Origin of the sequence: Streptomyces cyaneofuscatus (genome assembly GCF_042718795.1) — a bacterium.
Lineage (GTDB): Bacteria > Actinomycetota > Actinomycetes > Streptomycetales > Streptomycetaceae > Streptomyces > Streptomyces cyaneofuscatus_A.
In genome coordinates, this window is sequence record NZ_JBHXOX010000005.1 from 274,183 (window position 1) to 299,378 (window position 25,196).

General features: G+C 72.2%; 26 protein-coding genes. 18 read left to right on the plus strand and 8 right to left on the minus strand.

Features of this window, described 5'->3' with window-relative positions:
• Positions 1-37: 37 nt before the first annotated feature.
• The gene (locus tag ACFWRT_RS07435) at positions 38-910 is read right to left on the minus strand and encodes a biotin--[acetyl-CoA-carboxylase] ligase (protein WP_380950498.1); all 873 of its coding nucleotides are present in this window, start codon (positions 908-910) and stop codon (positions 38-40) included.
• A 247-nt stretch (positions 911-1,157) separates the two neighbouring features.
• Here ACFWRT_RS07435 and ACFWRT_RS07440 point away from each other — a divergent pair, with 247 nt between their 5' ends.
• The 4 genes from ACFWRT_RS07440 (at position 1,158) to ACFWRT_RS07455 (ending at position 3,938) form a co-directional block, all read left to right on the plus strand.
• Positions 1,158-2,738: an acyl-CoA carboxylase subunit beta gene (locus ACFWRT_RS07440; RefSeq protein ID WP_317817885.1), complete on the plus strand. Its 1,581-nt coding sequence runs from the start codon at positions 1,158-1,160 to the stop codon at positions 2,736-2,738.
• 30 nt (positions 2,739-2,768) lie between these two features.
• Positions 2,769-2,975, plus strand: a complete 207-nt coding sequence (locus ACFWRT_RS07445; RefSeq protein WP_015610948.1) for an acyl-CoA carboxylase epsilon subunit — start codon at positions 2,769-2,771, stop codon at positions 2,973-2,975.
• Positions 2,976-3,052: 77 nt separating this feature from the next.
• Positions 3,053-3,181, plus strand: a complete 129-nt coding sequence (gene mmpB, locus ACFWRT_RS07450; protein ID WP_356747198.1) for a morphogenic membrane protein MmpB — start codon at positions 3,053-3,055, stop codon at positions 3,179-3,181.
• Positions 3,182-3,326: 145 nt separating this feature from the next.
• Complete coding sequence (locus tag ACFWRT_RS07455) at positions 3,327-3,938, plus strand: nucleoside triphosphate pyrophosphatase (RefSeq protein ID WP_380950499.1); 612 nt, start codon at positions 3,327-3,329, stop codon at positions 3,936-3,938.
• A 30-nt stretch (positions 3,939-3,968) separates the two neighbouring features.
• Here ACFWRT_RS07455 and ACFWRT_RS07460 read toward each other — a convergent pair whose 3' ends face one another.
• Positions 3,969-4,406 carry a hypothetical protein gene (locus tag ACFWRT_RS07460; RefSeq protein WP_380950537.1) on the minus strand — a complete coding sequence of 146 codons (438 nt, stop codon included), beginning with the start codon at positions 4,404-4,406 and terminating at the stop codon, positions 3,969-3,971.
• Between the two features lie 846 nt (positions 4,407-5,252).
• Here ACFWRT_RS07460 and ACFWRT_RS07465 point away from each other — a divergent pair.
• A complete protein-coding gene (locus tag ACFWRT_RS07465; RefSeq protein ID WP_380950500.1) occupies positions 5,253-7,007 on the plus strand; it encodes an acetyl/propionyl/methylcrotonyl-CoA carboxylase subunit alpha in 1,755 nt (584 codons plus the stop codon).
• Positions 7,008-7,225: 218 nt separating this feature from the next.
• Positions 7,226-7,768: a TetR/AcrR family transcriptional regulator gene (locus ACFWRT_RS07470; protein ID WP_463287805.1), complete on the plus strand. Its 543-nt coding sequence runs from the start codon at positions 7,226-7,228 to the stop codon at positions 7,766-7,768.
• Between the two features lie 191 nt (positions 7,769-7,959).
• On the opposite strand, the gene ACFWRT_RS07475 is transcribed toward ACFWRT_RS07470, so the two are convergent.
• Together ACFWRT_RS07475 and ACFWRT_RS07480 are read right to left on the minus strand one after the other, a co-directional pair.
• On the minus strand, positions 7,960-8,937 hold the full coding sequence (locus ACFWRT_RS07475) for a DeoR/GlpR family DNA-binding transcription regulator (protein WP_380950502.1): 978 nt from the start codon (positions 8,935-8,937) through the stop codon (positions 7,960-7,962).
• Positions 8,938-9,156: 219 nt separating this feature from the next.
• Entirely contained in the window at positions 9,157-10,596 is a 1,440-nt protein-coding gene (locus tag ACFWRT_RS07480; protein ID WP_380950538.1) for an NAD(P)H-quinone dehydrogenase, read from the minus strand.
• Positions 10,597-10,986: 390 nt separating this feature from the next.
• On the opposite strand from ACFWRT_RS07480, the gene ACFWRT_RS07485 reads away from it, so the two are divergent.
• The 3 genes from ACFWRT_RS07485 (at position 10,987) to ACFWRT_RS07495 (ending at position 14,280) form a co-directional block, all read left to right on the plus strand.
• Positions 10,987-11,424 carry a gamma-glutamylcyclotransferase gene (locus ACFWRT_RS07485; RefSeq protein WP_015610940.1) on the plus strand — a complete coding sequence of 146 codons (438 nt, stop codon included), beginning with the start codon at positions 10,987-10,989 and terminating at the stop codon, positions 11,422-11,424.
• 105 nt (positions 11,425-11,529) lie between these two features.
• Positions 11,530-12,354 (plus strand): purine-nucleoside phosphorylase, encoded by an 825-nt coding sequence (locus ACFWRT_RS07490; RefSeq protein ID WP_380950503.1) that lies wholly within the window; start codon positions 11,530-11,532, stop codon positions 12,352-12,354.
• A 285-nt stretch (positions 12,355-12,639) separates the two neighbouring features.
• Positions 12,640-14,280, plus strand: coding sequence for a phospho-sugar mutase (locus ACFWRT_RS07495; RefSeq protein WP_380950504.1), 1,641 nt, complete (start codon positions 12,640-12,642; stop codon positions 14,278-14,280).
• A gap of 76 nt (positions 14,281-14,356) precedes the next feature.
• On the opposite strand, the gene ACFWRT_RS07500 is transcribed toward ACFWRT_RS07495, so the two are convergent.
• Complete coding sequence (locus ACFWRT_RS07500; protein ID WP_380950505.1) at positions 14,357-15,013, minus strand: PH domain-containing protein; 657 nt, start codon at positions 15,011-15,013, stop codon at positions 14,357-14,359.
• 235 nt (positions 15,014-15,248) lie between these two features.
• Between ACFWRT_RS07500 and deoC the strand changes: the two genes are divergently transcribed.
• The 3 genes from deoC to ACFWRT_RS07515 are packed head-to-tail and all read left to right on the plus strand — an operon-like array spanning position 15,249 to position 18,549.
• Positions 15,249-16,196, plus strand: coding sequence for a deoxyribose-phosphate aldolase (gene deoC / locus ACFWRT_RS07505; RefSeq protein ID WP_109167320.1), 948 nt, complete (start codon positions 15,249-15,251; stop codon positions 16,194-16,196).
• Between the two features lie 6 nt (positions 16,197-16,202).
• Positions 16,203-17,642 (plus strand): aldehyde dehydrogenase family protein, encoded by a 1,440-nt coding sequence (locus ACFWRT_RS07510; RefSeq protein ID WP_380950506.1) that lies wholly within the window; start codon positions 16,203-16,205, stop codon positions 17,640-17,642.
• Entirely contained in the window at positions 17,632-18,549 is a 918-nt protein-coding gene (locus tag ACFWRT_RS07515; RefSeq protein WP_380950507.1) for an aldehyde dehydrogenase family protein, read from the plus strand. The genes ACFWRT_RS07510 and ACFWRT_RS07515 overlap by 11 nt, the downstream gene beginning before the upstream one ends.
• A gap of 88 nt (positions 18,550-18,637) precedes the next feature.
• On the opposite strand, the gene ACFWRT_RS07520 is transcribed toward ACFWRT_RS07515, so the two are convergent.
• The gene (locus ACFWRT_RS07520) at positions 18,638-19,060 is read right to left on the minus strand and encodes a hypothetical protein (RefSeq protein ID WP_380950508.1); all 423 of its coding nucleotides are present in this window, start codon (positions 19,058-19,060) and stop codon (positions 18,638-18,640) included.
• A gap of 60 nt (positions 19,061-19,120) precedes the next feature.
• On the opposite strand from ACFWRT_RS07520, the gene ACFWRT_RS07525 reads away from it, so the two are divergent.
• Positions 19,121-19,831: a uridine kinase gene (locus ACFWRT_RS07525; RefSeq protein ID WP_380950509.1), complete on the plus strand. Its 711-nt coding sequence runs from the start codon at positions 19,121-19,123 to the stop codon at positions 19,829-19,831.
• A gap of 69 nt (positions 19,832-19,900) precedes the next feature.
• Here ACFWRT_RS07525 and ACFWRT_RS07530 read toward each other — a convergent pair whose 3' ends face one another.
• Both ACFWRT_RS07530 and ACFWRT_RS07535 read right to left on the minus strand, forming a co-directional pair.
• A complete protein-coding gene (locus ACFWRT_RS07530) occupies positions 19,901-20,035 on the minus strand; it encodes a hypothetical protein (protein ID WP_380950510.1) in 135 nt (44 codons plus the stop codon).
• Between the two features lie 208 nt (positions 20,036-20,243).
• The gene (locus ACFWRT_RS07535) at positions 20,244-21,044 is read right to left on the minus strand and encodes a SigE family RNA polymerase sigma factor (RefSeq protein WP_380950511.1); all 801 of its coding nucleotides are present in this window, start codon (positions 21,042-21,044) and stop codon (positions 20,244-20,246) included.
• Between the two features lie 233 nt (positions 21,045-21,277).
• Here ACFWRT_RS07535 and afsQ1 point away from each other — a divergent pair, with 233 nt between their 5' ends.
• The 5 genes from afsQ1 to ACFWRT_RS07560 all read left to right on the plus strand — a co-directional run bounded on the left by afsQ1 (position 21,278) and on the right by ACFWRT_RS07560 (position 25,140).
• Complete coding sequence (gene afsQ1 / locus ACFWRT_RS07540) at positions 21,278-21,955, plus strand: two-component system response regulator AfsQ1 (RefSeq protein ID WP_078533099.1); 678 nt, start codon at positions 21,278-21,280, stop codon at positions 21,953-21,955.
• The gene (locus ACFWRT_RS07545) at positions 21,952-23,499 is read left to right on the plus strand and encodes an ATP-binding protein (protein ID WP_380950512.1); all 1,548 of its coding nucleotides are present in this window, start codon (positions 21,952-21,954) and stop codon (positions 23,497-23,499) included. Before afsQ1 ends, ACFWRT_RS07545 begins: the two co-directional genes overlap by 4 nt.
• Complete coding sequence (locus ACFWRT_RS07550) at positions 23,496-24,131, plus strand: hypothetical protein (protein ID WP_380950513.1); 636 nt, start codon at positions 23,496-23,498, stop codon at positions 24,129-24,131. Before ACFWRT_RS07545 ends, ACFWRT_RS07550 begins: the two co-directional genes overlap by 4 nt.
• 124 nt (positions 24,132-24,255) lie before the next feature.
• Complete coding sequence (locus tag ACFWRT_RS07555; RefSeq protein ID WP_380950514.1) at positions 24,256-24,828, plus strand: VanZ family protein; 573 nt, start codon at positions 24,256-24,258, stop codon at positions 24,826-24,828.
• Between the two features lie 96 nt (positions 24,829-24,924).
• A complete protein-coding gene (locus ACFWRT_RS07560; RefSeq protein WP_380950515.1) occupies positions 24,925-25,140 on the plus strand; it encodes a PspC domain-containing protein in 216 nt (71 codons plus the stop codon).
• Positions 25,141-25,196: the final 56 nt, after the last annotated feature.

Consider the following 25,196-nt stretch of genomic DNA (forward strand, 5'->3'; position numbering starts at 1 on the left):
CCTCTCGCCGCCCGCGCTCAGGTCAGCCCGCCCGCTCTCAGGTCAGCCCGCCCGCCGCGCCCCGCAGGTGCACGATGTCCCCGGCCGACACCGGCTGCTGGAGCCCGTCGTCGGTGGAGAGCACGAGGCGCCCGTCGCCGTCGATCGCCACGGCCTGCCCGACCAGGGAGTTCCCGCCCGGCAGCTCGGCCCGTACGGTCCGGTCCAGGGTCGCGCACCCGGCCGCGTACGCCGCCTGGAGCCCGCTCGCGGCCGCGTCTCCGCCCGCGGCCCGCCACTCCACGTACCAGTGCTCCAGCGAGCGCAGGACGGCCCGCAGCAGGGTCTCCCGGTCGGTGGAGACGGCTCCGGCGAGCGCCAGGGAGCCGGCGGTGGGGGCGGGCAGCTCGTCGGCGCGCAGCGAGACGTTGATGCCGAGGCCGACGACGATGCCGTTCCCGGCGAACTCCCCGAGGATGCCGCCGGCCTTGCGCTCCTCCCCTTCCACGGTGACCAGCAGGTCGTTGGGCCACTTGAGTGCCGTGTCGACGCCCGCCGCCTTGGCGAGGCCGGTCGCGGCGGCCACCCCGGCGAGCAGCGGCACCCACCCCCACCGCTCCACGGGTACGTCGTCGCCGGGCTCCAGGTACACCGAGAAGAACAGCCCGGAGCGGGGCGGCGCGGTCCAGCTCCGCTCCAGCCGGCCGCGCCCGGCGGTCTGCTCCTCGGCGACCAGGACCGCGCCCTCGGCCAGGTCACCGGAGCGGGCCCGCTCCGCGAGGTCGGAGTTGGTCGATCCGGTGGTCTCCACGACCTCCAGCTCGCTCCAGAGCGACTCGGGCCGCAGCAGCCCGCGGCGCAGCGCGGTGACGTTCAGGGGCGGCCGGTCCAGGTCCGACCAGCGGTTCTGTGGCGCATCCGGTGGTGTCATGCAAGCCACCCTAGGTGTGGCAAAGGACGCACTGCCTTTCCGGAGACGCGCCGATACCCTACGAGTCAGTAGCCGGAGCGTTACGTACACGCGTGACGTACGAACGTGACGTACAAGCGTGGCGTACGAGCGTTGCGTGACCAGAAGTTACGAGTCAGTAGCCGCAGAGTCGGACAGGCGACCGGTCCGTCCCCCCGTGACCGGCACCGTTCGCCGTCCCCGTGACCAGGCAGGGAGCCGCCCCCCGATGTCCGAGCCGCAGAGCGACATCCACACCACCGCGGGCAAGCTCGCGGACCTGAGCCGCCGTATCGAGGAGGCGACGCACGCGGGTTCGGCCCGCGCGGTCGAGAAGCAGCACGCCAAGGGCAAGCTGACGGCCCGTGAGCGGGTCGATCTGCTGCTGGACGAGGGCTCCTTCGTGGAGCTCGACGAGTTCGCCCGGCACCGCTCCACCAACTTCGGCATCGAGAAGAACCGCCCGTACGGCGACGGCGTCGTCACCGGGTACGGCACGGTCGACGGCCGCCCGGTCTGCGTGTACTCGCAGGACTTCACCATCTTCGGCGGCTCGCTCGGCGAGGTCTACGGCGAGAAGATCGTCAAGGTCATGGACTTCGCGCTGAAGACCGGCTGTCCGGTCATCGGCATCAACGACGGCGGCGGCGCGCGCATCCAGGAGGGGGTGGCCGCGCTCGGCCTGTTCGCCGAGATCTTCCGCCGCAACGTGCACGCCTCCGGGGTGATCCCGCAGATCTCGCTGATCGTCGGCCCGTGCGCCGGCGGCGCCGTCTACTCCCCCGCGATCACCGACTTCACGGTGATGGTCGACCAGACCTCGCACATGTTCATCACCGGCCCCGACGTCATCAAGACGGTCACGGGCGAGGACGTCGGCTTCGAGGAGCTGGGCGGAGCCCGTACGCACAACACCACCTCCGGGGTGGCGCACCACCTGGCGGGCGACGAGAAGGACGCCATCGAGTACGTCAAGTCCCTTCTCTCCTACCTCCCTTCGAACAACCTCTCCGAGGCCCCGGCCTTCCCGGAGGAGGCGGACCTCGCCACCACGGACGAGGACCGGGAGTTGGACACGCTCATCCCGGACTCGGCGAACCAGCCGTACGACATGCACACCGCGATCGAGCACGTCCTGGACGACGCCGAGTTCCTGGAGACCCAGGCGCTGTTCGCGCCGAACATCATCACCGGCTTCGGGCGGGTGGAGGGCCACCCGGTCGGGATCGTCGCCAACCAGCCGATGCAGTTCGCCGGTTGCCTGGACATCGACGCGAGCGAGAAGGCGGCGCGCTTCGTCCGGACCTGCGACGCGTTCAACGTGCCGGTCATCACCTTCGTCGACGTGCCGGGCTTCCTGCCGGGCGTGGACCAGGAGTACGGCGGCATCATCCGGCGCGGCGCCAAGCTGATCTACGCCTACGCGGAGGCTACGGTCCCGCTGATCACCGTCATCACCCGCAAGGCGTTCGGCGGCGCGTACGACGTGATGGGCTCCAAGCACCTGGGGGCCGACCTGAACGTGGCCTGGCCGACCGCCCAGATCGCCGTCATGGGCGCCCAGGGCGCGGTGAACATCCTGCACCGCCGCACCATCGCCGCCGCCGAGGACCCGGACGCCACGCGCGCCGAGCTGATGACGGCGTACGAGGACGCGCTGCTCAACCCGTACGTGGCGGCCGAGCGCGGCTACGTCGACGCGGTGATCATGCCGTCCGACACCCGGGCCCACATCGTGAAGGGCCTGCGTCAGCTCCGTACGAAGCGGGAATCCCTCCCTCCGAAGAAGCACGGCAACATCCCGCTGTAGCCGCCCGCCCTCCCGCAGAGAGGTCTGCCCATGATCAGGGTCGTACGGGGCAACCCGACCCCCGAGGAGCTGGCCGCCGCCCTGGCGGTGGTCCAGGCCCGCGCCGCGGCGAGCGCCGCCGTGTCGTCCGGCGCGCCCGTCCCGCCCGAGCAGTGGTCCGACCCGGGCCGCATCGCCCGTACGGGCCGCCCGCAGCCGGGCCCGCGGGCCTGGGCCAGGACGTACTGGCCGGCCTGAGGCCCCCGCCGGGCGCCGGCGCGCTTGAGTACCCGTACTCAGGTGCATCGGCGCCCGGCGGGGGCAGGATCGGAAGCATGCTGTGGTCCGATCCCGAGAACAAGCCGCCGAAGGAACTGCGCGACGCCCAGGACATGATGCGCAGAGCGGGTCTCCTGCTCGCGCTGGCGATGCTGGTCGCGATGTTCGTGCTCGGCACCCGCTGAGCCCTCACAAGGTCTGCAGGGTCCTTCGAGGGCACGGGCTCACGGTCCTTCGAGGGCACGGGCTCACGGTCCTACGAGGGCGCGGGCTCACGGTCCTACGAGAGCGCGGGCTCACGGTCCTACGAGAGCGCGGGCTCCTTCTACGATGGCCGGTATGACTGATCAGCGCCGCCTCGTCCTCGCCTCCGCCTCCCCCGCCCGCCTCGGCCTGCTGCGCCAGGCGGGTTTCGCCCCCGAGGTGATCGTCAGCGGGGTCGACGAGGACGCCCTGACCGCCCCGACCCCCGCCGAGCTGGCCCTGGTCCTGGCCCGGGCCAAGGCGGCGGCCGTCGCGGAGCGCCCCGAGGCGGCGGGGGCCCTGGTCATCGGCTGCGACTCGGTCCTCGAACTGGACGGCGAGGCGCTCGGCAAGCCGGCCGACGCCGAGGAGGCCACCGCCCGCTGGAAGGCGATGCGCGGCCGCTCCGGCATCCTGCAGACCGGCCACAGCGTGATCGACACCGCCTCGGGCCGCCACACCTCGGCGACGGCGTCCACCGTCGTACGGTTCGGCGAGCCGAGCGACGCCGAGGTCGCCGCGTACGTGGCGTCGGGCGAGCCGCTGCACGTGGCCGGGGCCTTCACGCTGGACGGCCGGTCGGCACCGTTCGTCGACTCCATCGAGGGCGACCACGGCAACGTGATCGGCCTCTCGCTGCCGCTGCTGCGCCGCCTGCTCGGCGAACTGGGCGTCTCGGTCACGGAGTTGTGGGTCTGAGCGGAGCTTCCCGGCGCTCCCGGCGGTGGCTCAGACGGCCGCCGGGGCCGCCTCGTCACTCACCCGGTCCTCGCCACGGCCCTCGGGCCCGTACCCGAGCAGGGTGAACACCAGAAGCGCCAGCACCATCATCATGAAGGCGAACGCGGGCCAGCCCACGAGCCCCACGGTCACCGCCCCGAGCACCCCGTGCACCACCGCGCAGCCGATCAGCACGATCCGCCCGAACCGCCCCGGCGCCCGGTCCCGGACCCCGGCGAGCAGCGCGATCAGCCCGCACCCGATGAGCAGCACGGCGGAGACCCCGCCCATCACCCAGGTCCCGGCGGTCATGGCTTCCGGGTCCATCCCGGCCAGGGACATGTTCTGGTTCTCGGTGACCGTGGCGAGGGCGGCGTTGATCACGAAGATGCCCACCGCCTCCCCGAACAGCACGAGCGCGGTCACGATCGCCACCGTTCTGCGCAGCAAGGCGCCACCCCCTGTTACTTGCGGTACGTGCGTGTCGCGGACCTTACTCACCGGTATTCCTCCGGACAAGGGGTCCACTGCCGCCGGTCCGGTCGTCGTACTGCCCGTCGTACTACCCGTCGTACTGGCCGTCGCACTGCCCGTCGTGCTGTCAGAGGGGCGTGACAGCATCCGCCGCATGACGGACACACCTGCGGAGCGCGGCCTGGAGATGTTCCGCGTGGGCGACTTCCCCCTCTACACCCTGACCTTCGTACGGGACACGAGCCCTGCCGAGCTGCTCTCCCGTATGGGCGTCGCCCCGGAGAGCCTCGCCCCGCGCGACGGCATCGATCTCGCGGACGACTTCGGCGACGACCTCTACGACGACGAGGAACCGGTCGTCACCACCGGCGTCGACGGCCCCTGGACCTGGGCGTGGGCTCGTCCCCGGCGCACCGGCTCCTCTCCATGGAGTGCTGTCGCTCGTCGAGAACGCTTTCGGCATCCGGCTGACCGAGCCGGCGGACGTGGACGATCCGCGGATGAGTGGCCGGTTGGGCCCACTGCCGGAGTGGCCCCTGGTGCGGCGGGGTCCGTACGCCGGGCAAAGAATCCCCCGGCCGTTCGTAGGGACTCCACAAAGAAACGCCGTAAGGCGTTGACCCCTCAGACAGAGACCTGCACCACACCGGGTAGTTACTGTGCGGTTGTAGAACCCGGCGTACCGTGGTGCCACAAGGGATTTCCCTACTGAGGCAAGCCTCGAATCACACTCCGTGTGGGCAAGCTCACCATTGGGGACGGGTCGTAGCGCCGTGTCGGTAGTCCCTAAACTCAGCTTGTTTCCAGGAGGGAGTCATCGTGCGCAAGGTGCTCATCGCCAACCGTGGCGAAATCGCTGTCCGCGTTGCTCGGGCGTGCCGGGACGCGGGGATCGCGAGTGTCGCGGTCTACGCCGATCCGGACCGGGACGCGTTGCACGTCCGGGCCGCCGACGAGGCGTTCGCGTTGGGCGGTGACACCCCGGCCGCCAGCTACCTGGACATGGCCAAGGTGCTCCAGGCCGCCGCGGACTCCGGGGCGGACGCCATCCACCCCGGCTACGGGTTCCTGTCGGAGAACGCCGAGTTCGCCCAGGCCGTCCTGGACGCCGGGCTCACCTGGATCGGCCCGCCGCCGCACGCCATCCGCGACCTGGGTGACAAGGTCGCCGCGCGCCACATCGCGCAGCGCGCCGGCGCCCCGCTGGTGGCCGGCACCCCCGACCCGGTCGCGGGTTCGGCGGAGGTCGTGGCGTTCGCCGAGCAGAACGGCCTCCCCATCGCGATCAAGGCCGCCTTCGGCGGTGGCGGGCGCGGGCTGAAGGTCGCCCGCACCCTGGAGGAGATCCCGGAGCTGTACGACTCCGCCGTCCGCGAGGCCGTCGCCGCGTTCGGGCGGGGCGAGTGCTTCGTCGAGCGCTACCTCGACAAGCCGCGCCACGTGGAGACCCAGTGCCTGGCCGACACCCACGGCAACGTGGTCGTCGTCTCGACCCGTGACTGCTCGCTCCAGCGCCGCCACCAGAAGCTGGTGGAGGAGGCCCCGGCCCCCTTCCTCTCCGAGGCGCAGAACGCGGAGCTGTACGCGGCGTCCAAGGCGATCCTGAAGGAAGCCGGCTACGTCGGCGCGGGCACGGTGGAGTTCCTCGTCGGGGCCGACGGGACGATCTCGTTCCTGGAGGTCAACACCCGCCTCCAGGTCGAGCACCCCGTCACCGAAGAGGTCACCGGCATCGACCTCGTACGCGAGATGTTCCGCATCGCCGACGGCGAGGAGCTCGGTTACGGCGACCCGGCCGTGCGCGGGCACTCCTTCGAGTTCCGCATCAACGGCGAGGACCCGGGCCGCGGCTTCCTCCCGGCCCCCGGCACGGTGACGGTGTTCGCCCCGCCGACCGGTCCCGGTGTCCGCCTGGACGCCGGCGTCGAGTCCGGCTCCGTCATCGGCCCGGCCTGGGACTCCCTCCTGGCCAAGCTGATCATCACCGGCGCCACCCGCGAGCAGGCCCTCCAGCGGGCCGCGCGTGCGCTGGCGGAGTTCCAGGTCGAGGGCATGGCCACCGCCATCCCCTTCCACCGCGCCGTCGTCGCCGACCCCGCCTTCACCGCGGACCCGTTCACCATCCACACCCGCTGGATCGAGACGGAGTTCGTCAACGAGATCAAGCCGTTCGCCGCGCCCGCCGAGGCGGACGCGGACGACGAGGCCGGTCGCGAGACCGTGGTCGTCGAGGTCGGCGGCAAGCGCCTGGAGGTCTCGCTGCCCTCCTCGCTGGGCATGAGCCTGGCCCGTACGGGCCTCGCGGCCGGCGCCAAGCCGAAGCGCCGCGCGGCGAAGAAGGCCGGCTCCGCCGCCTCCGGCGACTCCCTCGCCTCGCCCATGCAGGGCACGATCGTCAAGGTCGCGGTCGAGGAGGGCCAGGAGGTCAAGGAGGGCGACCTCGTCGTCGTCCTGGAGGCCATGAAGATGGAGCAGCCGCTGAACGCGCACCGCTCCGGCACGGTCAAGGGGCTCACGGCGGAGGTCGGCGGTTCCGTCTCCTCCGGCGCCCTGATCTGCGAGATCAAGGACTGACGGCTCCGTTCGTACCGAGGGGCCCGGCCGGCGTCGTCAGGACGCGGGCCGGGCCCCTCCGTGTACGGGTTCCGGGCCCCTCCGTGTACGGGTTCCGGGCCCCTTCCCGTGCAGTGGCATCCTGGATCCCGACAGCCCTATGGGGCCGAGGGAGGGCGGGAGCCATGGCAGGGCCGATCTCGATGGAACCGGGCACGGCACGGCCGCCGGAGCGGCCGATGCGCGCGGACGCCCGCCGGAACCACGAACGCCTCGTCGGCGTGGCCCGCACGGCCTTCGCCGAGCACGGTACGGATGCCTCGCTGGAGGACATCGCGCGGCAGGCGGGCGTGGGCATCGGCACCCTCTACCGGCACTTCCCCCACCGGCACGCCCTGATGAACGCGGTCTTCCAGGACGCCCTGCGCTCACTCCTGGACCGCTCCCGCGAACTCGCGGGCGCCGAGGCCCCGTGCCAGGCGCTGGTGGACTGGCTGGGTGCGATCGTCGCCCACGCGGGTGAGTACCGCGGGCTGGCCCGCGCGCTCATGTCGGCCTCGCAGGACGAGACTTCGGCGCTCGCCCCGTGCCATCTGCCGTTGCGGGAGGCGGGGGCGGGGCTGTTGCGGCGGGCGCAGGAGAGCGGATCGGTGCGGGGCGATGTGTCGATCGACGATCTGCTGCAACTGACGAACGCGATCGCGCTGGCCGCTGAGCAGTCGCCGGATGACCCGGAGCTGGCGGGGCGGTTGCTGCGGTTGACGTTGCGGGGGCTGAAGTAGGCCCCCCGGCCCCGGGGCCCGCTGCGCGGGGCCTCTCCCCGCCCCGCCCCTTCCCGAAACCGGAGCGCTGCCCCGCCCCCTTTCGTCCTCAAGCGCCGGAGGGGCTGAAAATGCGGCGCCGCCCAATCCAGCCCCTCCGGCGTTTGAGGAGCGGGGGTTCGGGGGCAGCGCCCCCGACCGGGGCCCGGGCCCTACCGCCGCCGCAGGTCCGCCACCCTCGCCCGCTCGCCCGACGACGACGCCTGGTCCGACAGCGGCGACGCGCTCCGTAGCTGCGGCCCCAGGCCTCCGGCGCGCCCCGCCGTCGTCCGGCGCTGGCCCGGCAACGGCATGTCGCGGCGAGGGCGGCGGTCCCCGGGGGGAGCCTCGCCGGGCGACGCGTCCGCGTCCGGGCCCGCCACCGTGACCTCCACGCCCTGGTCCGCCAGGGCCTGGAGCTCGGCGGCCGCGCGCTCGTCGTGGAGCGGGGGCTCGTCCGTCACCAGGCGGGTGATCAGCTCCGTGGGCACCGTCTGGAACATCGTGTCGGCGCCCAGCTTCGTGTGGTCCGCCAGGACGACCACCTCCGCGGCGGCCTGCACGAGGGCCCGGTCCACGCTGGCCGAGAGCATGTTGGAGGTGGACAGGCCGCGCTCGGCCGTGAGGCCGCTCCCGGAGAGGAAGGCCCGGGAGACCCGCAGCCCCTGGAGGGACTGCTCGGCCCCGCTGCCCACCAGCGCGTAGTTGCTGCCGCGCAGGGTGCCGCCGGTCATGACGACCTCCACCCGGTTGGCATGGGCCAACGCCTGGGCGACCAGCAGCGAGTTGGTGACCACGGTCAGACCGGGGACCCGCGCGAGCCGGCGGGCCAGCTCCTGCGTGGTCGTACCGGCGCCGACCACGATGGCCTCGCCCTCACCGACCAGCGAGGCCGCCAGGTCGGCGATGGCCGTCTTCTCCGCGGTGGAGAGATGGGATTTCTGCGGAAAGCCGGACTCCCGCGTAAAACCGCCCGGCAAGACCGCACCGCCGTGCCGGCGGTCGAGGAGTCCTTCTGCCTCCAGTGCCCGCACGTCCCGCCGTACGGTCACTTCGGAGGTCTGGACGACGCGGGCGAGCTCACGGAGCGATACCGCCCCGTTGGCACGCACCATTTCGAGGATCAACTGACGACGTTCTGCAGCGAACACGAAACTGACAGTAACCTGGCCGCCGGTGAGTTTTCAGCAGTTTGCGCCGAATAACGGAAGATGTACATCCGGCGTACCCGCACGTGATATAGAGGCTTTCACTCTTGTCCGGGTGTGATCACTGAGCGGTCATCACCCTCGTCCGGAGTGACGGGGGTTGCCGGGGAATGTCGGAATTCCCCGGCAACCGCAAGGCTTCCACCAGGACTTGACCCGGCGTCAGCCCTCGTCCGTCAGCTTGCGGGTGTGGAGCTGCCGGGCCACCTCCGCGATCGATCCGGACAGCGACGGGTACACGGTGAACGCCTTTGCGATCTGTTCCACGGTCAGGTTGTTGTCGACCGCGAGCGAGATCGGGTGGATCAGTTCGCTGGCGCGCGGCGCGACGACGCAGCCACCGACCACGATCCCCGTACCGGGACGGCAGAAGATCTTGACGAAGCCGTCGCGGATGCCCTGCATCTTGGCGCGCGGGTTGCGCAGCAGCGGCAGCTTCACCACCCGGGCGTCGATCTTGCCCGCGTCCACGTCGGCCTGGCTGTAGCCGACGGTGGCGATCTCCGGGTCGGTGAAGACGTTGGCGGAGACCGTCTTGAGGTTGAGCGGGGCGACCGCGTCGCCGAGGAAGTGGTACATCGCGATCCGGCCCTGCATCGCCGCCACCGAGGCCAGCGCGAAGATCCCGGTGACGTCGCCGGCCGCGTAGACGCCGGGGGCGCTGGTGCGCGAGACCCGGTCGGTCAGGATGTGGCCGGAGTCCTTCAGCCGTACGCCGGCCTCCTCCAGGCCCATGCCCGCGGTGTTGGGGATCGCGCCGACCGCCATCAGGCAGTGCGAGCCGGTGATGACCCGGCCGTCGGCCAGCGTCACCTCGACCCGGTCGCCGACGCGCTTGGCCGACTGGGCGCGGGAGCGGGACATCACGTTCATGCCGCGGCGCCGGAAGACGTCCTCCAGCACGGCGGCGGCGTCCGGGTCCTCGCCCGGCAGCACCCGGTCGCGGGAGGAGACGAGGGTGACGCGGGAGCCGAGCGCCTGGTAGGCACCGGCGAACTCGGCGCCGGTGACCCCGGAGCCGACCACGATGAGCTCCTCGGGCAGCTCGTCGAGGTCGTAGACCTGGGTCCAGTTCAGGATGCGCTCGCCGTCCGGCTGCGCGTCCGGGATCTCGCGGGGGTGGCCGCCGGTCGCGATCAGCACCGCGTCCGCGTCCAGCCGCTCCTCGGTGCCGTCGGCGGCGGTGACGACGACCTGGCGGGAGCCGTCGGAGGCCTGGAGCCCGTCGAGCCGGCCGCGGCCGCGCATCACGCGGGCGCCGGCCCGGGTGACGGAGGCGGTGATGTCGTGGGACTGGGCGAGCGCCAGGCGCTTGACCCGTCGGTTGACCTTGCCGAGGTCGACCCCGACCACCCTCGCCGCCTGCTCTATGTGCGGGGTGTCGTCGGCGACGATGATCCCCAGCTCCTCGTACGAGGAGTCGAAGGTCGTCATCACCTCGGCCGTCGCGATCAGGGTCTTGGAGGGCACGCAGTCGGTGAGTACCGAGGCTCCGCCGAGGCCGTCGCAGTCGACGACGGTCACCTCCGCGCCGAGCTGGGCGCCCACCAGAGCCGCCTCGTAGCCGCCGGGGCCGCCGCCGATGATCACGATCCGGGTCACGAAAAGTCCGCCTCGCGTGGGTGTCATCCCCACGGCCGTCTGCCGCCCCGGCCGGGGGTCCGGGGGATCGCCCCGGGGGAATGCAGTACGTACTCCATTGTCCCGCACGCGCCAAGCGGATTCGCCCCGGGGCCCTCCATACGGGAGCCGGGGCTCCGGAGGCACGGGCGCGGAGGCTCTGAAGATACGGGCGCGGAGGCCGCTGCCGTACGGAAGCAGAGCCTCCCGGCGTACGGGAAGGAAGCCCCTTCCGTACGGGAAGGAAGTCCCGTCCGTACGTAGACGGGGCCGCCCGCACACCCCTTCGAACCCCCGCTCGGCACTCCCCCGACCGGGGCCTTCGTCACAGGAACCGGCACTCCCGCGCCCCCCTCCCGTACCCTCGGACCCATGTCGCTCTACGCCGCGTACGCCGGCAACCTCGACGCGCGGCTCATGACCCGCCGCGCCCCGCATTCCCCGATGCGCAGCACCGGCTGGCTCAACGGCTGGCGGCTGACCTTCGGCGGGGAGCAGATGGGCTGGGAAGGGGCGCTGGCCACCGTGGTCGAGGCGCCGCGCTCCCAGGTCTTCGTCGCGCTGTACGACCTGGCGCCGATGGACGAGGACTCCATGGACCGCTGGGAGGGCGTCGGCCTCGACATCTACCGGCGCATGCGCGTCCGCGTGCACACCCTGGACGGCGAGGAGCCGGCCTGGATGTACGTGCTGAACGGGTACGAGGGCGGCCTGCCCTCCGCGCGCTACCTGGGCGAGATCGCGGACGCGGCCGAATCCGCGGGCGCCCCGCACGACTACGTGATGGGCCTGCGCAAGCGCCCCTGCTGAGCGGGGCGCGGCGGCCTCTCTTCGTGCGAAGCCACAAAGCCACGCGGCGAGTCTTTGCACCGGTACATCTACGCGCGTAGGCATTCAGCGGTTACGCTCTTCCGCGTGAACGCATCAGTTATTCCGGACAACATCCAGGGCGACCCGTACGCAGCCGCTGCCGGGGCCGCCGCCCGCCTGCGCGAGCTGACCGGCGCCGAGACCCACGACGTCGCCCTGGTCATGGGCTCCGGCTGGGCGCCCGCGGGCGAAGCACTCGGCGAGCCGGAGGCCGAGTTCCCCGTCACCGCGCTCCCCGGCTTCCCGGCGCCCGCGGTCGAGGGCCACGGCGGCACCATCCGCTCGTACAAGATCGGCGACAAGCGCGCCCTGGTCTTCCTCGGCCGCACGCACTACTACGAGGGCCGCGGCGTCGCCGCCGTCGCCCACGGAGTCCGTACGGCGGTGGCCGCGGGCTGCAAGACGGTCGTCCTGACCAACGGCTGCGGCGGCCTGCGCGAGGGCATGCGCCCCGGACAGCCGGTGCTGATCAGCGACCACCTCAACCTCACGGCGACCTCACCGATCGTCGGCGCCAACTTCGTCGACCTGACCGACCTGTACTCGCCGCGCCTGCGCGCGCTGTGCAAGGAGATCGACGACACCCTCGAAGAGGGCGTGTACGTCCAGTTCCCCGGCCCGCACTACGAGACCCCGGCCGAGATCAACATGGTCCGGGTCATGGGCGGCGACCTGGTCGGCATGTCCACCGTCCTGGAGGCCATCGCGGCCCGTGAGGCGGGCGCCGAGGTGCTGGGCCTCTCCCTGGTCACCAACCTGGCGGCGGGCCTCTCCGGCGAGCCCCTGAACCACGAGGAGGTCCTCCAGGCGGGCCGCGACTCGGCGACGCGGATGGGCGCGCTGCTGGCGAGGGTGCTGGAGCGCATCTAGGGCCCGTCCTCACCGGCCTCCCGGACCGGCTTCCTCTCCAGCCCGGACCGGCTTCCTCTCCAGCCCGTCCGGCGTTTGAGGACCGGGGTCCGGGGCGGAGCCCCGGTTTCGGGAAGGGGCGGGGTGGGGAACAGCCCGCGCAGCGCCCACCCCCGCCCCACCGGCCCACCCCCGCCCCACCGGCCCGCACCCGGCCGAGCCCACCCGCACCCGCACCCGCACCCGCCGGACACCCGCACCCACCCCCGTACGCCCCCACCCGCACACCCCCGAAAGGCGGACCCCGTGCAGCACGACCTCATCGCGCAGGCCAGGACCTGGCTGGCCGAGGACCCCGACCCCGAGACGCGCGACGAGCTGGCCGCGCTGATCGAGGCGGGCGACACCGCCGAGCTCGCCGCCCGTTTCGCGGGCACGCTCCAGTTCGGCACCGCCGGACTGCGCGGTGAGCTGGGGGCGGGCCCGATGCGGATGAACCGGTCCGTGGTGATCCGGGCGGCGGCGGGCCTCGCCGCGTACCTCAAGGCCCAGGGCCAGGCCGGCGGCCTCGTCGTCATCGGCTACGACGCCCGCTACAAGTCGGAGGACTTCGCGCGCGACACCGCCGCCGTGATGACCGGCGCCGGACTCCGCGCGGCCGTCCTCCCCCGCCCGCTCCCCACCCCCGTACTCGCGTACGCCATAAGGCACCTGGGTGCCGTCGCCGGCGTCGAGGTCACCGCCAGCCACAACCCGCCCCGCGACAACGGTTACAAGGTCTACCTCGGCGACGGCTCGCAGATCGTGCCCCCGGCCGACGGCGAGATCGCCGCCGCCATCGCCGCCGTCGGCCCGCTGGCGGACGTCGTACGCCCCGGGGGCGGCTGGGAGACCCTCGGCGAGGAGGTCCTGGACGCCTACCTCGCCCGTACGGACGCCGTCCTGGCCCCCGGCAGCCCCCGCACCGCCCGCACCGTCTACACGGCGATGCACGGCGTCGGCACCTCCGTGCTGACGGCCGCGTTCGAGCGGGCCGGTTTCCCGGAGCCGGTCCTCGTCACCGAGCAGGCCGAACCCGACCCCGCGTTCCCCACCGTGGCCTTCCCCAACCCGGAGGAGCCCGGCGCGATGGATCTCGCCTTCGCCACCGCACGCCGGGCCGCGCCGGACCTGATCATCGCCAATGACCCGGACGCGGACCGCTGCGCCGTCGCCGTGCCCGACACCGCCACCGAGGGCGGCTGGCGGATGCTGCGCGGCGACGAGGTGGGCGCGCTGCTCGCCGCGCACCTGGTCGAGCGGGGCGTCTCCGGCGTGTTCGCGGAGTCGATCGTGTCGTCGTCGCTGCTCGGCCGGATCGCCGAGAAGGCGGGCCTCGGCTACGAGGAGACCCTGACCGGCTTCAAGTGGATCGCCCGGGTGGACGGCCTGCGGTACGGCTACGAGGAGGCGCTCGGCTACTGCGTCGACCCCGAGGGCGTCCGCGACAAGGACGGCATCACCGCCGCCCTGCTCGTCGCCGAGCTCGCCTCCGTACTCAAGGAGCAGGGCCGTACGCTGCTGGACCTGCTGGACGACCTGGCGCTCGCCCACGGGCTGCACGCCACCGACCAGCTCTCGGTGCGGGTGGAGGACCTCACGGTCATCGCCGACGCCATGGCCCGGCTCCGCGAGCAGCCGCCGACCGCCCTGGCCGGCCTCGCGGTCACCTCGGCCGAGGACCTGTCGCAGGGCACGCCCGCGCTGCCGCCCACCGACGGGCTGCGCTACCAGTTGGAGGGCGCGCGGGTGATTGTCCGCCCGAGCGGCACCGAGCCGAAGCTGAAGTGCTACCTGGAGGTCGTGGTCCCGGTGGCGGACGCCGCCGGGCTGCCCGCCGCACGGGCTCGGGGCGCGGAGCTGCTCGCCGGGATCAAGCGGGACCTGGCGGCGGCCGCCGGGATCTGAGGCGTACGGACGTAAAACGAAGGGACCGGCCCCCTCCAGAGGGGGCCGGTCCCTTCGCGCTACACGTACGGCCTCCTCAGCCGACCGCCACCAGCACCACGAACAGCACCACCCCCACGACGGCCGGCGCGATCACCTCGTACGCCCAGCGCACCGAACCCGTGCTTCCGGTGGCCTCGCCCGCCGGGGGGCCCGCTTTCTCGGCGAGCTCCCGCAGCTCCGTGATCGTCCGGTCGGCGGCCGCGACGGGCGGCACGCTGTGCTGGTGGGCGGCGGAGCCCGTGCCCGCGCCCGGTGAGAAGCGGCCGTAGGCGTCCTTGTGCGGGGCGCGGCCCGCCGCGCGCGAGGCGCGCTTGCGGTCGCGGAGCGAGACCGGCACGGCCCAGAGCTGGTACTTGGTGCCACCGGCGGCGATCAGCTCGGAGGAGTAGCCGGCCCGGACGTCGGCGACCTCGGTCCAGGGCAACTGGATCGTGCGGAACGGGTTGCGGACGCGGATCCTCTCGTCGTTCACGGAGACGACGGGCCGCAGGGTGAACGCCACGATCAGCGGCACGGCGGTGAGCAGGGCGGCCAGGGCCAGCCACGGCGCCTGTCCCTCGCCCCGGAGCAGGGCGTCCCCGGCCATCACGACGACCAGGGCGAGGAGCAGCACCCCGCAGACCAGCGCGGATGTCGAGCGGTAGGTCCGGTCGGCGAACTGCGGCTCTGCGGGGGGTGTGGGGCTCGTCATGGGGGCGATTCTGCCTGACGGACCCGAAGGAGGGGCCACCTGGCCCGGAGGAGAGGCCACGTGGCACGGAGGGCGGGCCACCTGCCCCGGCGGACGGGTCACCTGCCCCGGCGGGCGCGGGTCACCTGCTCCGGCGGACGGGTCACCTGCCCCGACCGCACGTGTGGCGATGCGCACGGTTGGCACGGCCCCCTGTACAGGTCGCTACGCGCGTAGATATGCTCCCCTGGTGACCATGCCCACCACTGCTCCCGCATTTTCCGACGCGACGGCGTCCGACAGTGCGCTGCGCCGCTTCCTCTTCGGGCTGCCCGGCGTCGACGCCGTCGGCCTCGAAGCGCGCGCCGCCGCCCTCGGAACCCGTTCGATCAAGACGACGGCCAAGGCGTACGCGATCGATCTCGCCATCTCGATGATCGACCTGACGACGCTGGAAGGCGCGGACACCCCGGGCAAGGTCCGGGCTCTCGCCGCCAAGGCCGTCCACCCCGACCCGCTCGACCGCACGACCCCGCGCACCGCCGCGGTCTGCGTCTACCCCGACATGGTGGCCACCGCCACCGCCGCGCTCGCCGGTTCCGGTGTGAAGGTGGCGTCCGTGGCGACCGCCTTCCCGGCGGGCCGGGCCGCGCTGGACGTCAAGCTCGCGGACGTCCGCGACGCCGTGGCGGCCGGGGCCGATGAGATCGACATGGTGATCGACCGTGGAGCCTTTCTCTCCGGCCGGTTCCTGAAGGTCTACGAGGAGATCGTGGCCGTGAAGGCCGAGTGCGGGACCGCCCGCCTCAAGGTCATCTTCGAGACCGGTGAGCTCTCCACGTACGACAACATCCGCCGCGCCTCCTGGCTCGGGATGCTGGCGGGCGCGGACTTCATCAAGACCTCGACCGGCAAGGTGGCCACCAACGCCACCCCCGCCAACACGCTGCTCATGCTGGAGGCCGTGCGCGACTTCCGCGCGCAGACCGGCGTACAGATCGGTGTGAAGCCGGCCGGCGGGATCCGCACGACCAAGGACGCGGTCAAGTTCCTGGTGCTGGTGAACGAGACGGCGGGTGAGGACTGGCTGGACAACCACTGGTTCCGGTTCGGCGCCTCCAGCCTCCTCAACGACCTGCTGATGCAGCGCCAGAAGCTCAGCACCGGCCGTTACTCCGGCCCCGATTACGTGACGGTGGACTGATACGCCATGGCATCCGCATTCGAGTACGCACCGGCGCCGGAGTCCCGCTCCGTCGTCGACATCGCCCCGTCCTACGGGCTGTTCATCGACGGTGAGTTCACCGAGGCCGCCGACGGCAAGGTCTTCAAGACCGTTTCGCCGAGCACCGAGGAGGTGCTCTCCGAGGTCGCCCAGGCGGGCGCGGCGGACGTGGACCGGGCCGTGAGGGCGGCACGGAAGGCGTTCGAGAAGTGGTCGGCGCTGCCCGGCTCCGAGCGCGCCAAGTACCTGTTCCGGATCGCGCGGATCATCCAGGAGCGCAGCCGTGAGCTGGCCGTCCTGGAGACCCTCGACAACGGCAAGCCGATCAAGGAGACCCGCGACGCGGACCTCCCGCTGGTCGCCGCGCACTTCTTCTACTACGCGGGCTGGGCCGACAAGCTGGACCACGCGGGGTACGGGAGCAACCCCCGGCCGCTGGGTGTGGCCGGCCAGGTCATCCCGTGGAACTTCCCGCTGCTGATGCTCGCGTGGAAGATCGCTCCGGCGCTCGCCACCGGCAACACGGTGGTGCTGAAGCCCGCCGAGACGACTCCGCTCTCCGCGCTCTTCTTCGCGGACATCTGCCGCCAGGCAGGGCTGCCGAAGGGTGTCGTCAACATCCTGACCGGTTACGGGGACGCGGGCGAGGCCCTCGTCACGCACCCGGACGTCGACAAGGTGGCCTTCACCGGTTCGACCGCCGTCGGCAAGGCCATCGCGCGCTCGGTCGCGGGCACGGACAAGAAGGTCACGCTGGAGCTGGGCGGCAAGGGCGCCAACATCGTCTTCGACGACGCCCCGATCGACCAGGCCGTCGAGGGCATCGTCACCGGGATCTTCTTCAACCAGGGCCAGGTCTGCTGCGCGGGCTCCCGGCTGCTGGTCCAGGAGTCGGTCCAGGACGAGGTGCTGGACGCGCTGAAGCGCCGGCTCTCGACGCTGCGCCTCGGCGACCCGCTGGACAAGAACACCGACATCGGCGCGATCAACTCCGCCGAGCAGCTCTCCCGGATCACCGCCCTGGTGGAGACCGGCGAGGCGGAGGGCGCGGAGCGCTGGAGCGCCCCCTGCGAACTGCCGTCGTCGGGTTACTGGTTCGCGCCGACCCTCTTCACCAACGTCACCCAGGCCCACACGGTGGCCCGTGACGAGATCTTCGGCCCGGTCCTCTCCGTGCTCTCGTTCCGCACCCCGGACGAGGCGGTCGCCAAGGCCAACAACAGCCAGTACGGCCTCTCGGCCGGCATCTGGACGGAGAAGGGCTCCCGCATTCTCGCGGTGGCCAACAAGCTCCGCGCGGGCGTCGTCTGGGCCAACACGTTCAACAAGTTCGACCCCACGTCGCCCTTCGGCGGCTACAAGGAGTCGGGCTACGGCCGCGAGGGCGGCCGCCACGGCCTGGAGGCGTACCTCGATGTCCGATAACAACCGACTTGGCGTCTTCAAGACCTACAAGCTGTACGTCGGGGGCAAGTTCCCCCGCTCCGAGAGCGGCCGGGTGTACGAGGTGACCGACTCCAAGGGCCAGTGGCTCGCCAACGTGCCGCAGTCCTCCCGTAAGGACGCGCGGGACGCGGTCGTGGCCGCGCGGAAGGCGTTCGGCGGCTGGTCGGGCGCGACCGCGTACAACCGCGGCCAGGTCCTCTACCGCGTCGCCGAGATGCTGGAGGGCCGCAAGGAGCAGTTCGTCCGCGAGGTCGCGGCCTCCGAGGGCCTGTCGAAGTCCAAGGCGGCGGCCGTCGTCGACGCGGCGATCGACCGCTGGGTCTGGTACGCGGGCTGGACCGACAAGATCGGGCAGATCTCCGGCGGGGCCAACCCGGTCGCGGGCCCCTTCTTCAACCTCTCCACCCCCGAGCCGACCGGCGTGGTCGCGGTCCTCGCACCGCAGAAGTCCTCACTCCTCGGCCTGGTCTCGGTGATCGCCCCGGCCATCGCGACCGGCAACACGGCGGTCGTCATCGCCTCGGCGGACGCCCCGCTGCCCGCGCTCTCGCTGGGTGAGGTGCTGGCCACCTCCGACGTCCCCGGCGGCGTGGTCAACATCCTGTCCGGCGCCACGGCGGAGCTGGCGGCCCCGCTCGCCGCCCACCAGGACGTCAACGCGATCGACCTCACCGGCGCCGGCGCCGAGCTGGCCAAGGAGCTGGAGATCGCGGCGGCGGACAACCTGAAGCGGGTCCTGCGCCCGCTGTCCGCCGAGGCGGACGGCTCGGACGCCTCCACCGACTGGCTGGCCGCGCCCGGCACGCACCGGCTGACGGCCTTCCTGGAGACCAAGACGGTCTGGCACCCGACGGGTGCGCTGGGGGCCTCGGGCTCGTCGTACTGACGTCCTTCGCCGTCGTACGCCGTCGTACGCGAACGGGGCCGCCTCCACACGCTGGAGGCGGCCCCGTTCGTGGTACGGGAAGGCGTCGTCAGCCCGTAACGAGCCGGGTCACCGTCCCCACCACCGGCAGGTCGGCGATCGCGCCGCCGCTGGTGAGGGGGTCGGTGAGGATCGCCGTCGACACCGGCTGGAAGTCGGCGACCTGGGTGCCGACCGCGTTGTCCAGCGGGTCCACCCCGGTCTTGGCCAGCGGGTGGAGCTGGAGTTCGGTGATGGGCCGGATGCTGTTGGTCAGCGAGGTACCCAGCGCGCTGGTCACCGCGGGCCCGGCGCTCTCGGTGACGGCCTGGACGGCCGCGGTGCCCTGCTCGGGGATCTCGGCGACCGGGGGCAGCGTGGGGGCCGCCTGGGCGGAGCCCGCACCGGCCCCCAGGGCCGCTCCCAGCGCGGTCACGGTCAGACCGGCGCGCAGCAGGGCGCGGCGTTCGGGCTTGCGTGCGTGAAGTGCCATTTTTCCACCTGATCGACCTGGTCGGGTAATCGTCCGTACGCGCAGAGTAGTTGAGGTGTGATGCTGGATACCAACAGGAGGCCCGGGTGGTCCCCTGCGCGGGTCAATGCCTCACACTTCTGTTCTGTGAGTTCCCGTTCCCAACCGATCCCGACCCGCGTCGTGCTGCTCGCGGGCCCCTCCGGCTCCGGCAAGTCCGTCCTGGCCGCCCGCACCGGCCTCCCGGTGCTGCGCCTGGACGACTTCTACAAGGAGCACGACGACCCGACGCTGCCCCGGGTGCCCGGCTCCGCGGACATCGACTGGGACTCCGCCGCGTCCTGGGACGCGGACGCGGCGGTGGCGGCCATCGCCGAGCTGTGCCGGTCCGGCCGGACGGACGTTCCGGTGTACGACATCGCCACCAGCTCCCGTACGGGCCGGGAGGCCTTCCACATCGAGCGCTCGCCGCTCTTCGTGGCCGAGGGCATCTTCGCGGCGGACATCGTGGGCCGCTGCCAGGAACTGGGCCTGCTGGCGGACGCGCTCTGCCTGCGCGGCCGCCCCTCCACCACGTTCCGCCGCCGCCTGGTCCGGGACCTGCGCGAGGGCCGCAAGTCGGTCCCGTTCCTGCTCCGGCGCGGCTGGCGCCTGATGCGGGCCGAGCGGCGCATCGTGGCCCGCCAGACGGCGCTGGGGGCGTACCCGTGCGGCAAGGAGGAGGCGCTGGGGCGCTTCGCCGCCGCGGCGGCGGGACGGTGCCGCCGGGCGACGGTGGGGGCGCCGGAGTAGGGCCGGTCGTCAGCCGGCCGTGCAGCCGAAGGTCTTGGCGGCGGCCTTCATGACTCTTGGCGGCGGCCTTCATGAGGGGGCGATGTACGCGTTCTCGGCGGCGTCGCCGCCCTTGGCTTCGCGGGTCTCGGCCCAGCCGTCGATGAGTTTGTCCGTGTCCGCGATGCCGCCACCCGTACGCGGGATCGAAGCCTGGCCGCGCACAGCGAACGGGGCCGTACAGGACCCCCCGGCCCGTACGACCCCGCTGCGTTTCCCCCGTGGCCGGCGCCTCCCCCGAAGCGACGGACCGTTTCCCCCGTGTTCCCCCAGGCCCCCTCGGACCCGTTTCACTGCTCCCCCGCAGCCCCTGCCTCCCCCGAAGCAGCGGCCGTTCCCCGTTTCCCCCGTTCCCCCTGTTTCCCCCGTCCCCTCAGGCCACCAGCTCGCCGAAGGACTCCTGCTCGTCACGTCCGAAGCTGAGGACCTCGTCCTCGCGCAGCCGGCGGAGGGACCGCCAGATGCTCGACTTCACCGTGCCGACACTGATGTCGAGGATCGACGCGATCTCCGGGTCGGTGCGGCCCTCGTAGTACCGCAGGACCAGCATCGTGCGCTGGAGTTCGGGCAACCGGGCGAGCGCCTGCCAGAGCACCGCCCGCAGCTCCGTGCCGCGCATCGCGTCCGTGTCGCCCACCGTCTCCGGCAGCTCCTCGGTCGGGTATTCGTTGAGCTTGCGCCGGCGCCAGGCGCTGATGTGCAGGTTGGTCATGGTGCGGCGCAGATAGCCGCCGACCGCCGCCTTGTCGCTGATCCGGTCCCACGCCCGGTAGGTCGAGAAGAGGGCGCTCTGGAGCAGGTCCTCGGCCTCGAAGCGGTCGCCGGTCAGGTGGTAGGCGGTGGCGTACAGGGAGGCCCGCCGCTCCTGGACGTAGGCCGTGAACGCCGCTTCGGCCTCCGCGGTCTCCGTCCGGGTGCGGTCCCCCGTGACCTCCCCGTACGCGCTTCCCCCGTGGTTCCCCGCGCTTTCCCCCGTGGGGGCGTCGACCACCGTCATGTACGACGTGCGCGCCTGCTCCGCAGTCGACGGTGACGGCAGGTGCTGACGCCCGGCGCTCCGAACGCACCCCCGTACGTTCATCGCGTTCACCGCACCGGACTTCTCCGCACTCCGGCCGACATCGTGGAGACGCGTCACAACCGCGCTTGAACTGGTGCTGTGCAGTGCGTTCATCTCGCGCCCCCTATCGGTGGAGATCGGTGAAGTCCGTTCGTTCCCTGCGTTTTCCTGCGTTTCCTGCTGACCAAGAGCTTGCCGGGGCAGTTTCATGGCGCTGTCCCCCGACTGTCACAGGCCTGTCACAGGGGCAGTTGCGGCCGTGCCCGACAGCGGTCGCGGCCGTGTCCGGGCAACGGGACCGGGCCACAGGTCGAACTGAAGCGCCCCCATGGGCCAGAATGACGCTCGTGCCTTTCCTGTTGCTGATCGAGGACGACGACGCCATCCGCACGGCCCTCGAACTCTCGTTGTCACGCCAGGGCCACCGTGTGGCCACCGCGGCGACGGGAGAGGACGGCCTGGAGCTGCTGCGTGAGCAGCGCCCCGACCTGGTCGTGCTGGATGTGATGCTGCCCGGGATCGACGGTTTCGAGGTGTGCCGGCGCATCCGGCGCACCGACCAACTGCCGATCATTCTGCTGACCGCGCGCAGCGACGACATCGACGTCGTGGTGGGACTGGAGTCCGGCGCGGACGACTATGTGGTCAAACCCGTCCAGGGCCGGGTGCTGGACGCCCGGATCCGGGCGGTGCTGCGCCGCGGGGAGCGCGAGTCGACCGACTCGGCGACCTTCGGCAACGTGGTCATCGACCGCTCCGCCATGACCGTCACCAAGGGCGGTGAGGACCTGCAGCTCACGCCGACCGAGCTGCGGCTCCTGCTGGAGCTGAGCCGCCGGCCCGGCCAGGCGCTCTCCCGCCAGCAACTGCTGCGCCTGGTGTGGGAGCACGACTACCTGGGCGACTCCCGGCTGGTGGACGCCTGTGTCCAGCGGCTGCGCGCCAAGGTGGAGGACGTGCCGTCCTCGCCGACCCTGATCCGTACGGTGCGGGGCGTGGGCTACCGGCTGGACTCGCCTCAGTGACGGAGAGGACCAAGCGGTCCCTGCGGGCGGGGCTGCGCTGGACCAGTCTGCGGCTGCGGCTGGTCGTGGTGTTCGCGCTGGTGGCGCTGACGGCCGCGGTCTCCGCCTCGGGGATCGCGTACTGGCTCAACCGCGAGGCGGTGCTGACCCGTACGCAGGACACCGCGCTCGACGACTTCCGGCGGCAGATGCAGGACACGGCTGCGGCGCTGCCGGTGCGGCCCACCAAGGACGACCTCCAGCGGGCCGCCGGGCAGATGGCCTCCGGCGGTCCCGGCTACAACGTGCTACTGGTGGACGAGCGCGAGCGCGGCAAGCCGATCACCGGCTTCTCCGACCTGGACGACTTCACCCTGGACGACGTACCGGACTCGTTGCAGCAGCAGGTGGCCCGCAAGCAGCCGCTGACCTCGGACAACGAGCACGAGTACCACCTGTTCTGGCAGCGTACGAGCATCGCGGGCACCCCGTACCTCGTCGCCGGTACGCGGATCATCGGCGGCGGGCCGACCGGGTACATGCTCAAGTCCCTGGACCAGGAGCGGCAGGACCTCAACTCGCTGGCCTGGTCGCTGGGGATCGCCACCACCCTGGCGCTGATCGGTTCGGCGCTGCTGGCGCAGGCGGCCGCCACGACGGTGCTGCGGCCCGTTCAGCGCCTCGGTGACGCGGCCCGCAAGCTCGGCGAGGGCAAGCTCGACACCCGGCTCACCGTCTCCGGTACGGACGAACTCGCCGACCTCTCCCGTACGTTCAACCGGACCGCGAGCTCGCTGGAGAAGAAGGTCGCGGACATGAGCGCGCGGGAGGAGTCCAGCCGGCGGTTCGTCGCCGACATGTCGCACGAGCTGCGCACCCCGCTGACCGCGATCACGGCGGTGGCCGAGGTGCTGGAGGACGAGGCGGACAGCCTCGACCCGATGATCGCGCCCGCCGTGCACCTCGTGGTGAGCGAGACCCGGCGGCTGAACGACCTGGTGGAGAACCTGATGGAGGTGACCCGCTTCGACGCGGGCACCGCGCGCCTGGTCCTGGACGACGTGGACGTGGCCGACCAGGTCACCGCGTGCATCGACGCCCGGGCCTGGCTGGACGCGGTGGACCTGGACGCGGAGCGCGGCATGATGGTCCGCCTCGACCCGCGCCGGCTGGACGTGATCCTGGCCAACCTGATCGGCAACGCCCTCAAGCACGGGGGTTCGCCGGTGGGGGTCCGGGTGCGGACCGAGGGCGAGGAGCTGGTCATCGAGGTACGGGACCACGGCCCGGGCATCCCCGAGGAGGTGCTGCCGCACGTCTTCGACCGCTTCTACAAGGCCAGCGCCTCCCGGCCGCGTTCGGAGGGCAGCGGGCTCGGGCTCTCCATCGCGATGGAGAACGCGCACATCCACGGGGGTGACATCACGGCCGCCAACTCGCCCGACGGCGGTGCGGTCTTCGTCCTCCGGCTGCCCCGCGGCGCCTCGGAGCCGGCCGAGGACGGGGCGGACGGCGGCAGCGGGCGGGGCGGGGACGACGACAGTGAGGACGGTGGGGCGCCATGACCGGTGCGTTCCGGCCGATGCCGCGTGCGGCGCGGCGGCGTGGTGCCGTCGCCGTACTGGGCGCCGTCCTGGCGGCCGCCGCGCTGGCCTCGGGGTGCGGGATCCGGACGACGTCCGTGCCCGTGGACGCCGGGGCCGCGCCGTCCCGGGTGCCGTGCAAGCTGCCCTCGGCGGATGTCACGACCCGGTCCCCGGACAGCGTGGCGGCGCCGGTGTACCTGGTGTGCGCCTCGCAACTGGTGACCGTGGACCGGCCGGTACCGGCGGGCGCCTCCGGGGCCGGCGCGCTGGTGGCCGCCCGCGCCCTGCTGGACCAGGTGCGGCAGGTGCCGCCCGAGAGCGAGCGCCGGGCCGGGTTCTCCACGGCGGTCCCGGCGGGGCTGCGGGTGGAGCCCTCGCGCGCCGGCGACCCGGCGGGCACCCTGCGGCTGAGCAGCCAGCCCGAGGACCTGTCGGAGGAGGCGCTGGCCCAGCTCGTGTGCACGTACGCGGAGAACGAGGCGCTGGTCACGAAGGGCTCGGTGGTCCTGGGCGGCCCCGGGGAGTACCCGCCGCGCGGCTATCTCTGCACCTCGCAGACGAAGGCGCGGCCGCAGGACGGGACGACTCCGGACGTGCTCGATCTGGACTGAGGGCCCGCACGGAGCTGATCTGGACTGAGGGCCCGCACGGAGCTGGGGGGCCACACGGAGCTGAGGGGCCGCAGCAGGCCCCCGGAGAAGTCACGGAACCGATCCTGCCGGTCGTGGCGTCTTCGTGGACGTGCGTCAAGGTTCGGACGGTCAGACCGTCATCCACTTCCGCGCGGCGGGGGTCACTCTCCTCCTCGCGCATCTGCTGCTCGTCGGGTGGCTGACGCTGCGCCCGCTGGACGTGCCCTGGATCACGGCCGCCAACTTCGAGCCGCTCGCCTCGATCAGGGCCGACCTCGCGCTCGGCCCGGCCGAGGCCGCCCGCCGGATCGGCGGGGCGCTGCTCCTGCTGGCCCCGCTCGGGGTGCTGCTGCCGATGGCAGGGGGCCGGATCTTCGTCTCCCCCTGGGTGTCGCTGCTGCGGACGGTGGCGGCCGGGGCGCTGATCTCGCTCGCCATCGAGCTGGGCCAGACCGGGGTGCCGGGCCAGGTGGTCGACATCGACTCGGTGCTGCTGAACACCGCCGGAGTGGTCCTGGCCCATCTGCTGGTCGTCCCGGTGTGCCGGGCGCGGCTGCGCCGCCGGGGGGTGCCGGGCGTACGGGACCTCCCCCGGTACCGGCAGGAGACCCTTCTGCGGGACGAGGCCCCTGGGGGTTCGACCCCGACGATTACCAGGGTCGGCATCGCCCCGTAGAGCGATGCTTTGTCCCTCTTCGCGGATGCACCATGGATACATCGGGAGCAGAACAAAGAGCCGCTCCCACCGCTACGGTTCGCGAAGGAGCCCACCATGGCCGCACTGGTCCGCCCCACTGAAGGCCGCATGATCGGCGGTGTGTGCGCGGGGCTGGCACGGCGCTTCGGCACCTCGGCCTCCACGATGCGCGTCATCTTCGTCGTCTCGTGTCTGCTGCCCGGCCCGCAGTTCCTCCTCTATCTGGCCCTGTGGGCGCTGCTGCCCTCGGAGAAGTCCTCCTCGTCCTCCTCGTCCGCGACGGCCTGGTGACACGGCCGGCCGAGGCGGTCCCGTACATGACCGTGGGGCGCACACCCGGATCCGGG

Bases quoted from the DNA above. Each gene is read 5' to 3' on its own strand.
- ACFWRT_RS07535 (WP_380950511.1), bottom strand. From the start codon at position 21,044: ATGAACGCACTGCACAGCACCAGTTCAAGCGCGGTTGTGACGCGTCTC.
- deoC (WP_109167320.1), top strand. From the start codon at position 15,249: ATGCCCACCACTGCTCCCGCATTTTCCGACGCGACGGCGTCCGACAGT.
- ACFWRT_RS07520 (WP_380950508.1), bottom strand. From the start codon at position 19,060: ATGGCACTTCACGCACGCAAGCCCGAACGCCGCGCCCTGCTGCGCGCC.
- ACFWRT_RS07550 (WP_380950513.1), top strand. From the start codon at position 23,496: ATGACCGGTGCGTTCCGGCCGATGCCGCGTGCGGCGCGGCGGCGTGGT.
- mmpB (WP_356747198.1), top strand. From the start codon at position 3,053: ATGCTGTGGTCCGATCCCGAGAACAAGCCGCCGAAGGAACTGCGCGAC.
- ACFWRT_RS07525 (WP_380950509.1), top strand. From the start codon at position 19,121: ATGCTGGATACCAACAGGAGGCCCGGGTGGTCCCCTGCGCGGGTCAAT.
- ACFWRT_RS07485 (WP_015610940.1), top strand. From the start codon at position 10,987: ATGTCGCTCTACGCCGCGTACGCCGGCAACCTCGACGCGCGGCTCATG.
- ACFWRT_RS07435 (WP_380950498.1), bottom strand. From the start codon at position 910: ATGACACCACCGGATGCGCCACAGAACCGCTGGTCGGACCTGGACCGG.
- ACFWRT_RS07455 (WP_380950499.1), top strand. From the start codon at position 3,327: ATGGCCGGTATGACTGATCAGCGCCGCCTCGTCCTCGCCTCCGCCTCC.
- ACFWRT_RS07440 (WP_317817885.1), top strand. From the start codon at position 1,158: ATGTCCGAGCCGCAGAGCGACATCCACACCACCGCGGGCAAGCTCGCG.
- ACFWRT_RS07510 (WP_380950506.1), top strand. From the start codon at position 16,203: ATGGCATCCGCATTCGAGTACGCACCGGCGCCGGAGTCCCGCTCCGTC.
- ACFWRT_RS07500 (WP_380950505.1), bottom strand. From the start codon at position 15,013: ATGACGAGCCCCACACCCCCCGCAGAGCCGCAGTTCGCCGACCGGACC.
- ACFWRT_RS07560 (WP_380950515.1), top strand. From the start codon at position 24,925: ATGGCCGCACTGGTCCGCCCCACTGAAGGCCGCATGATCGGCGGTGTG.
- ACFWRT_RS07470 (WP_463287805.1), top strand. From the start codon at position 7,226: ATGCGCGCGGACGCCCGCCGGAACCACGAACGCCTCGTCGGCGTGGCC.
- ACFWRT_RS07445 (WP_015610948.1), top strand. From the start codon at position 2,769: ATGATCAGGGTCGTACGGGGCAACCCGACCCCCGAGGAGCTGGCCGCC.
- ACFWRT_RS07515 (WP_380950507.1), top strand. From the start codon at position 17,632: ATGTCCGATAACAACCGACTTGGCGTCTTCAAGACCTACAAGCTGTAC.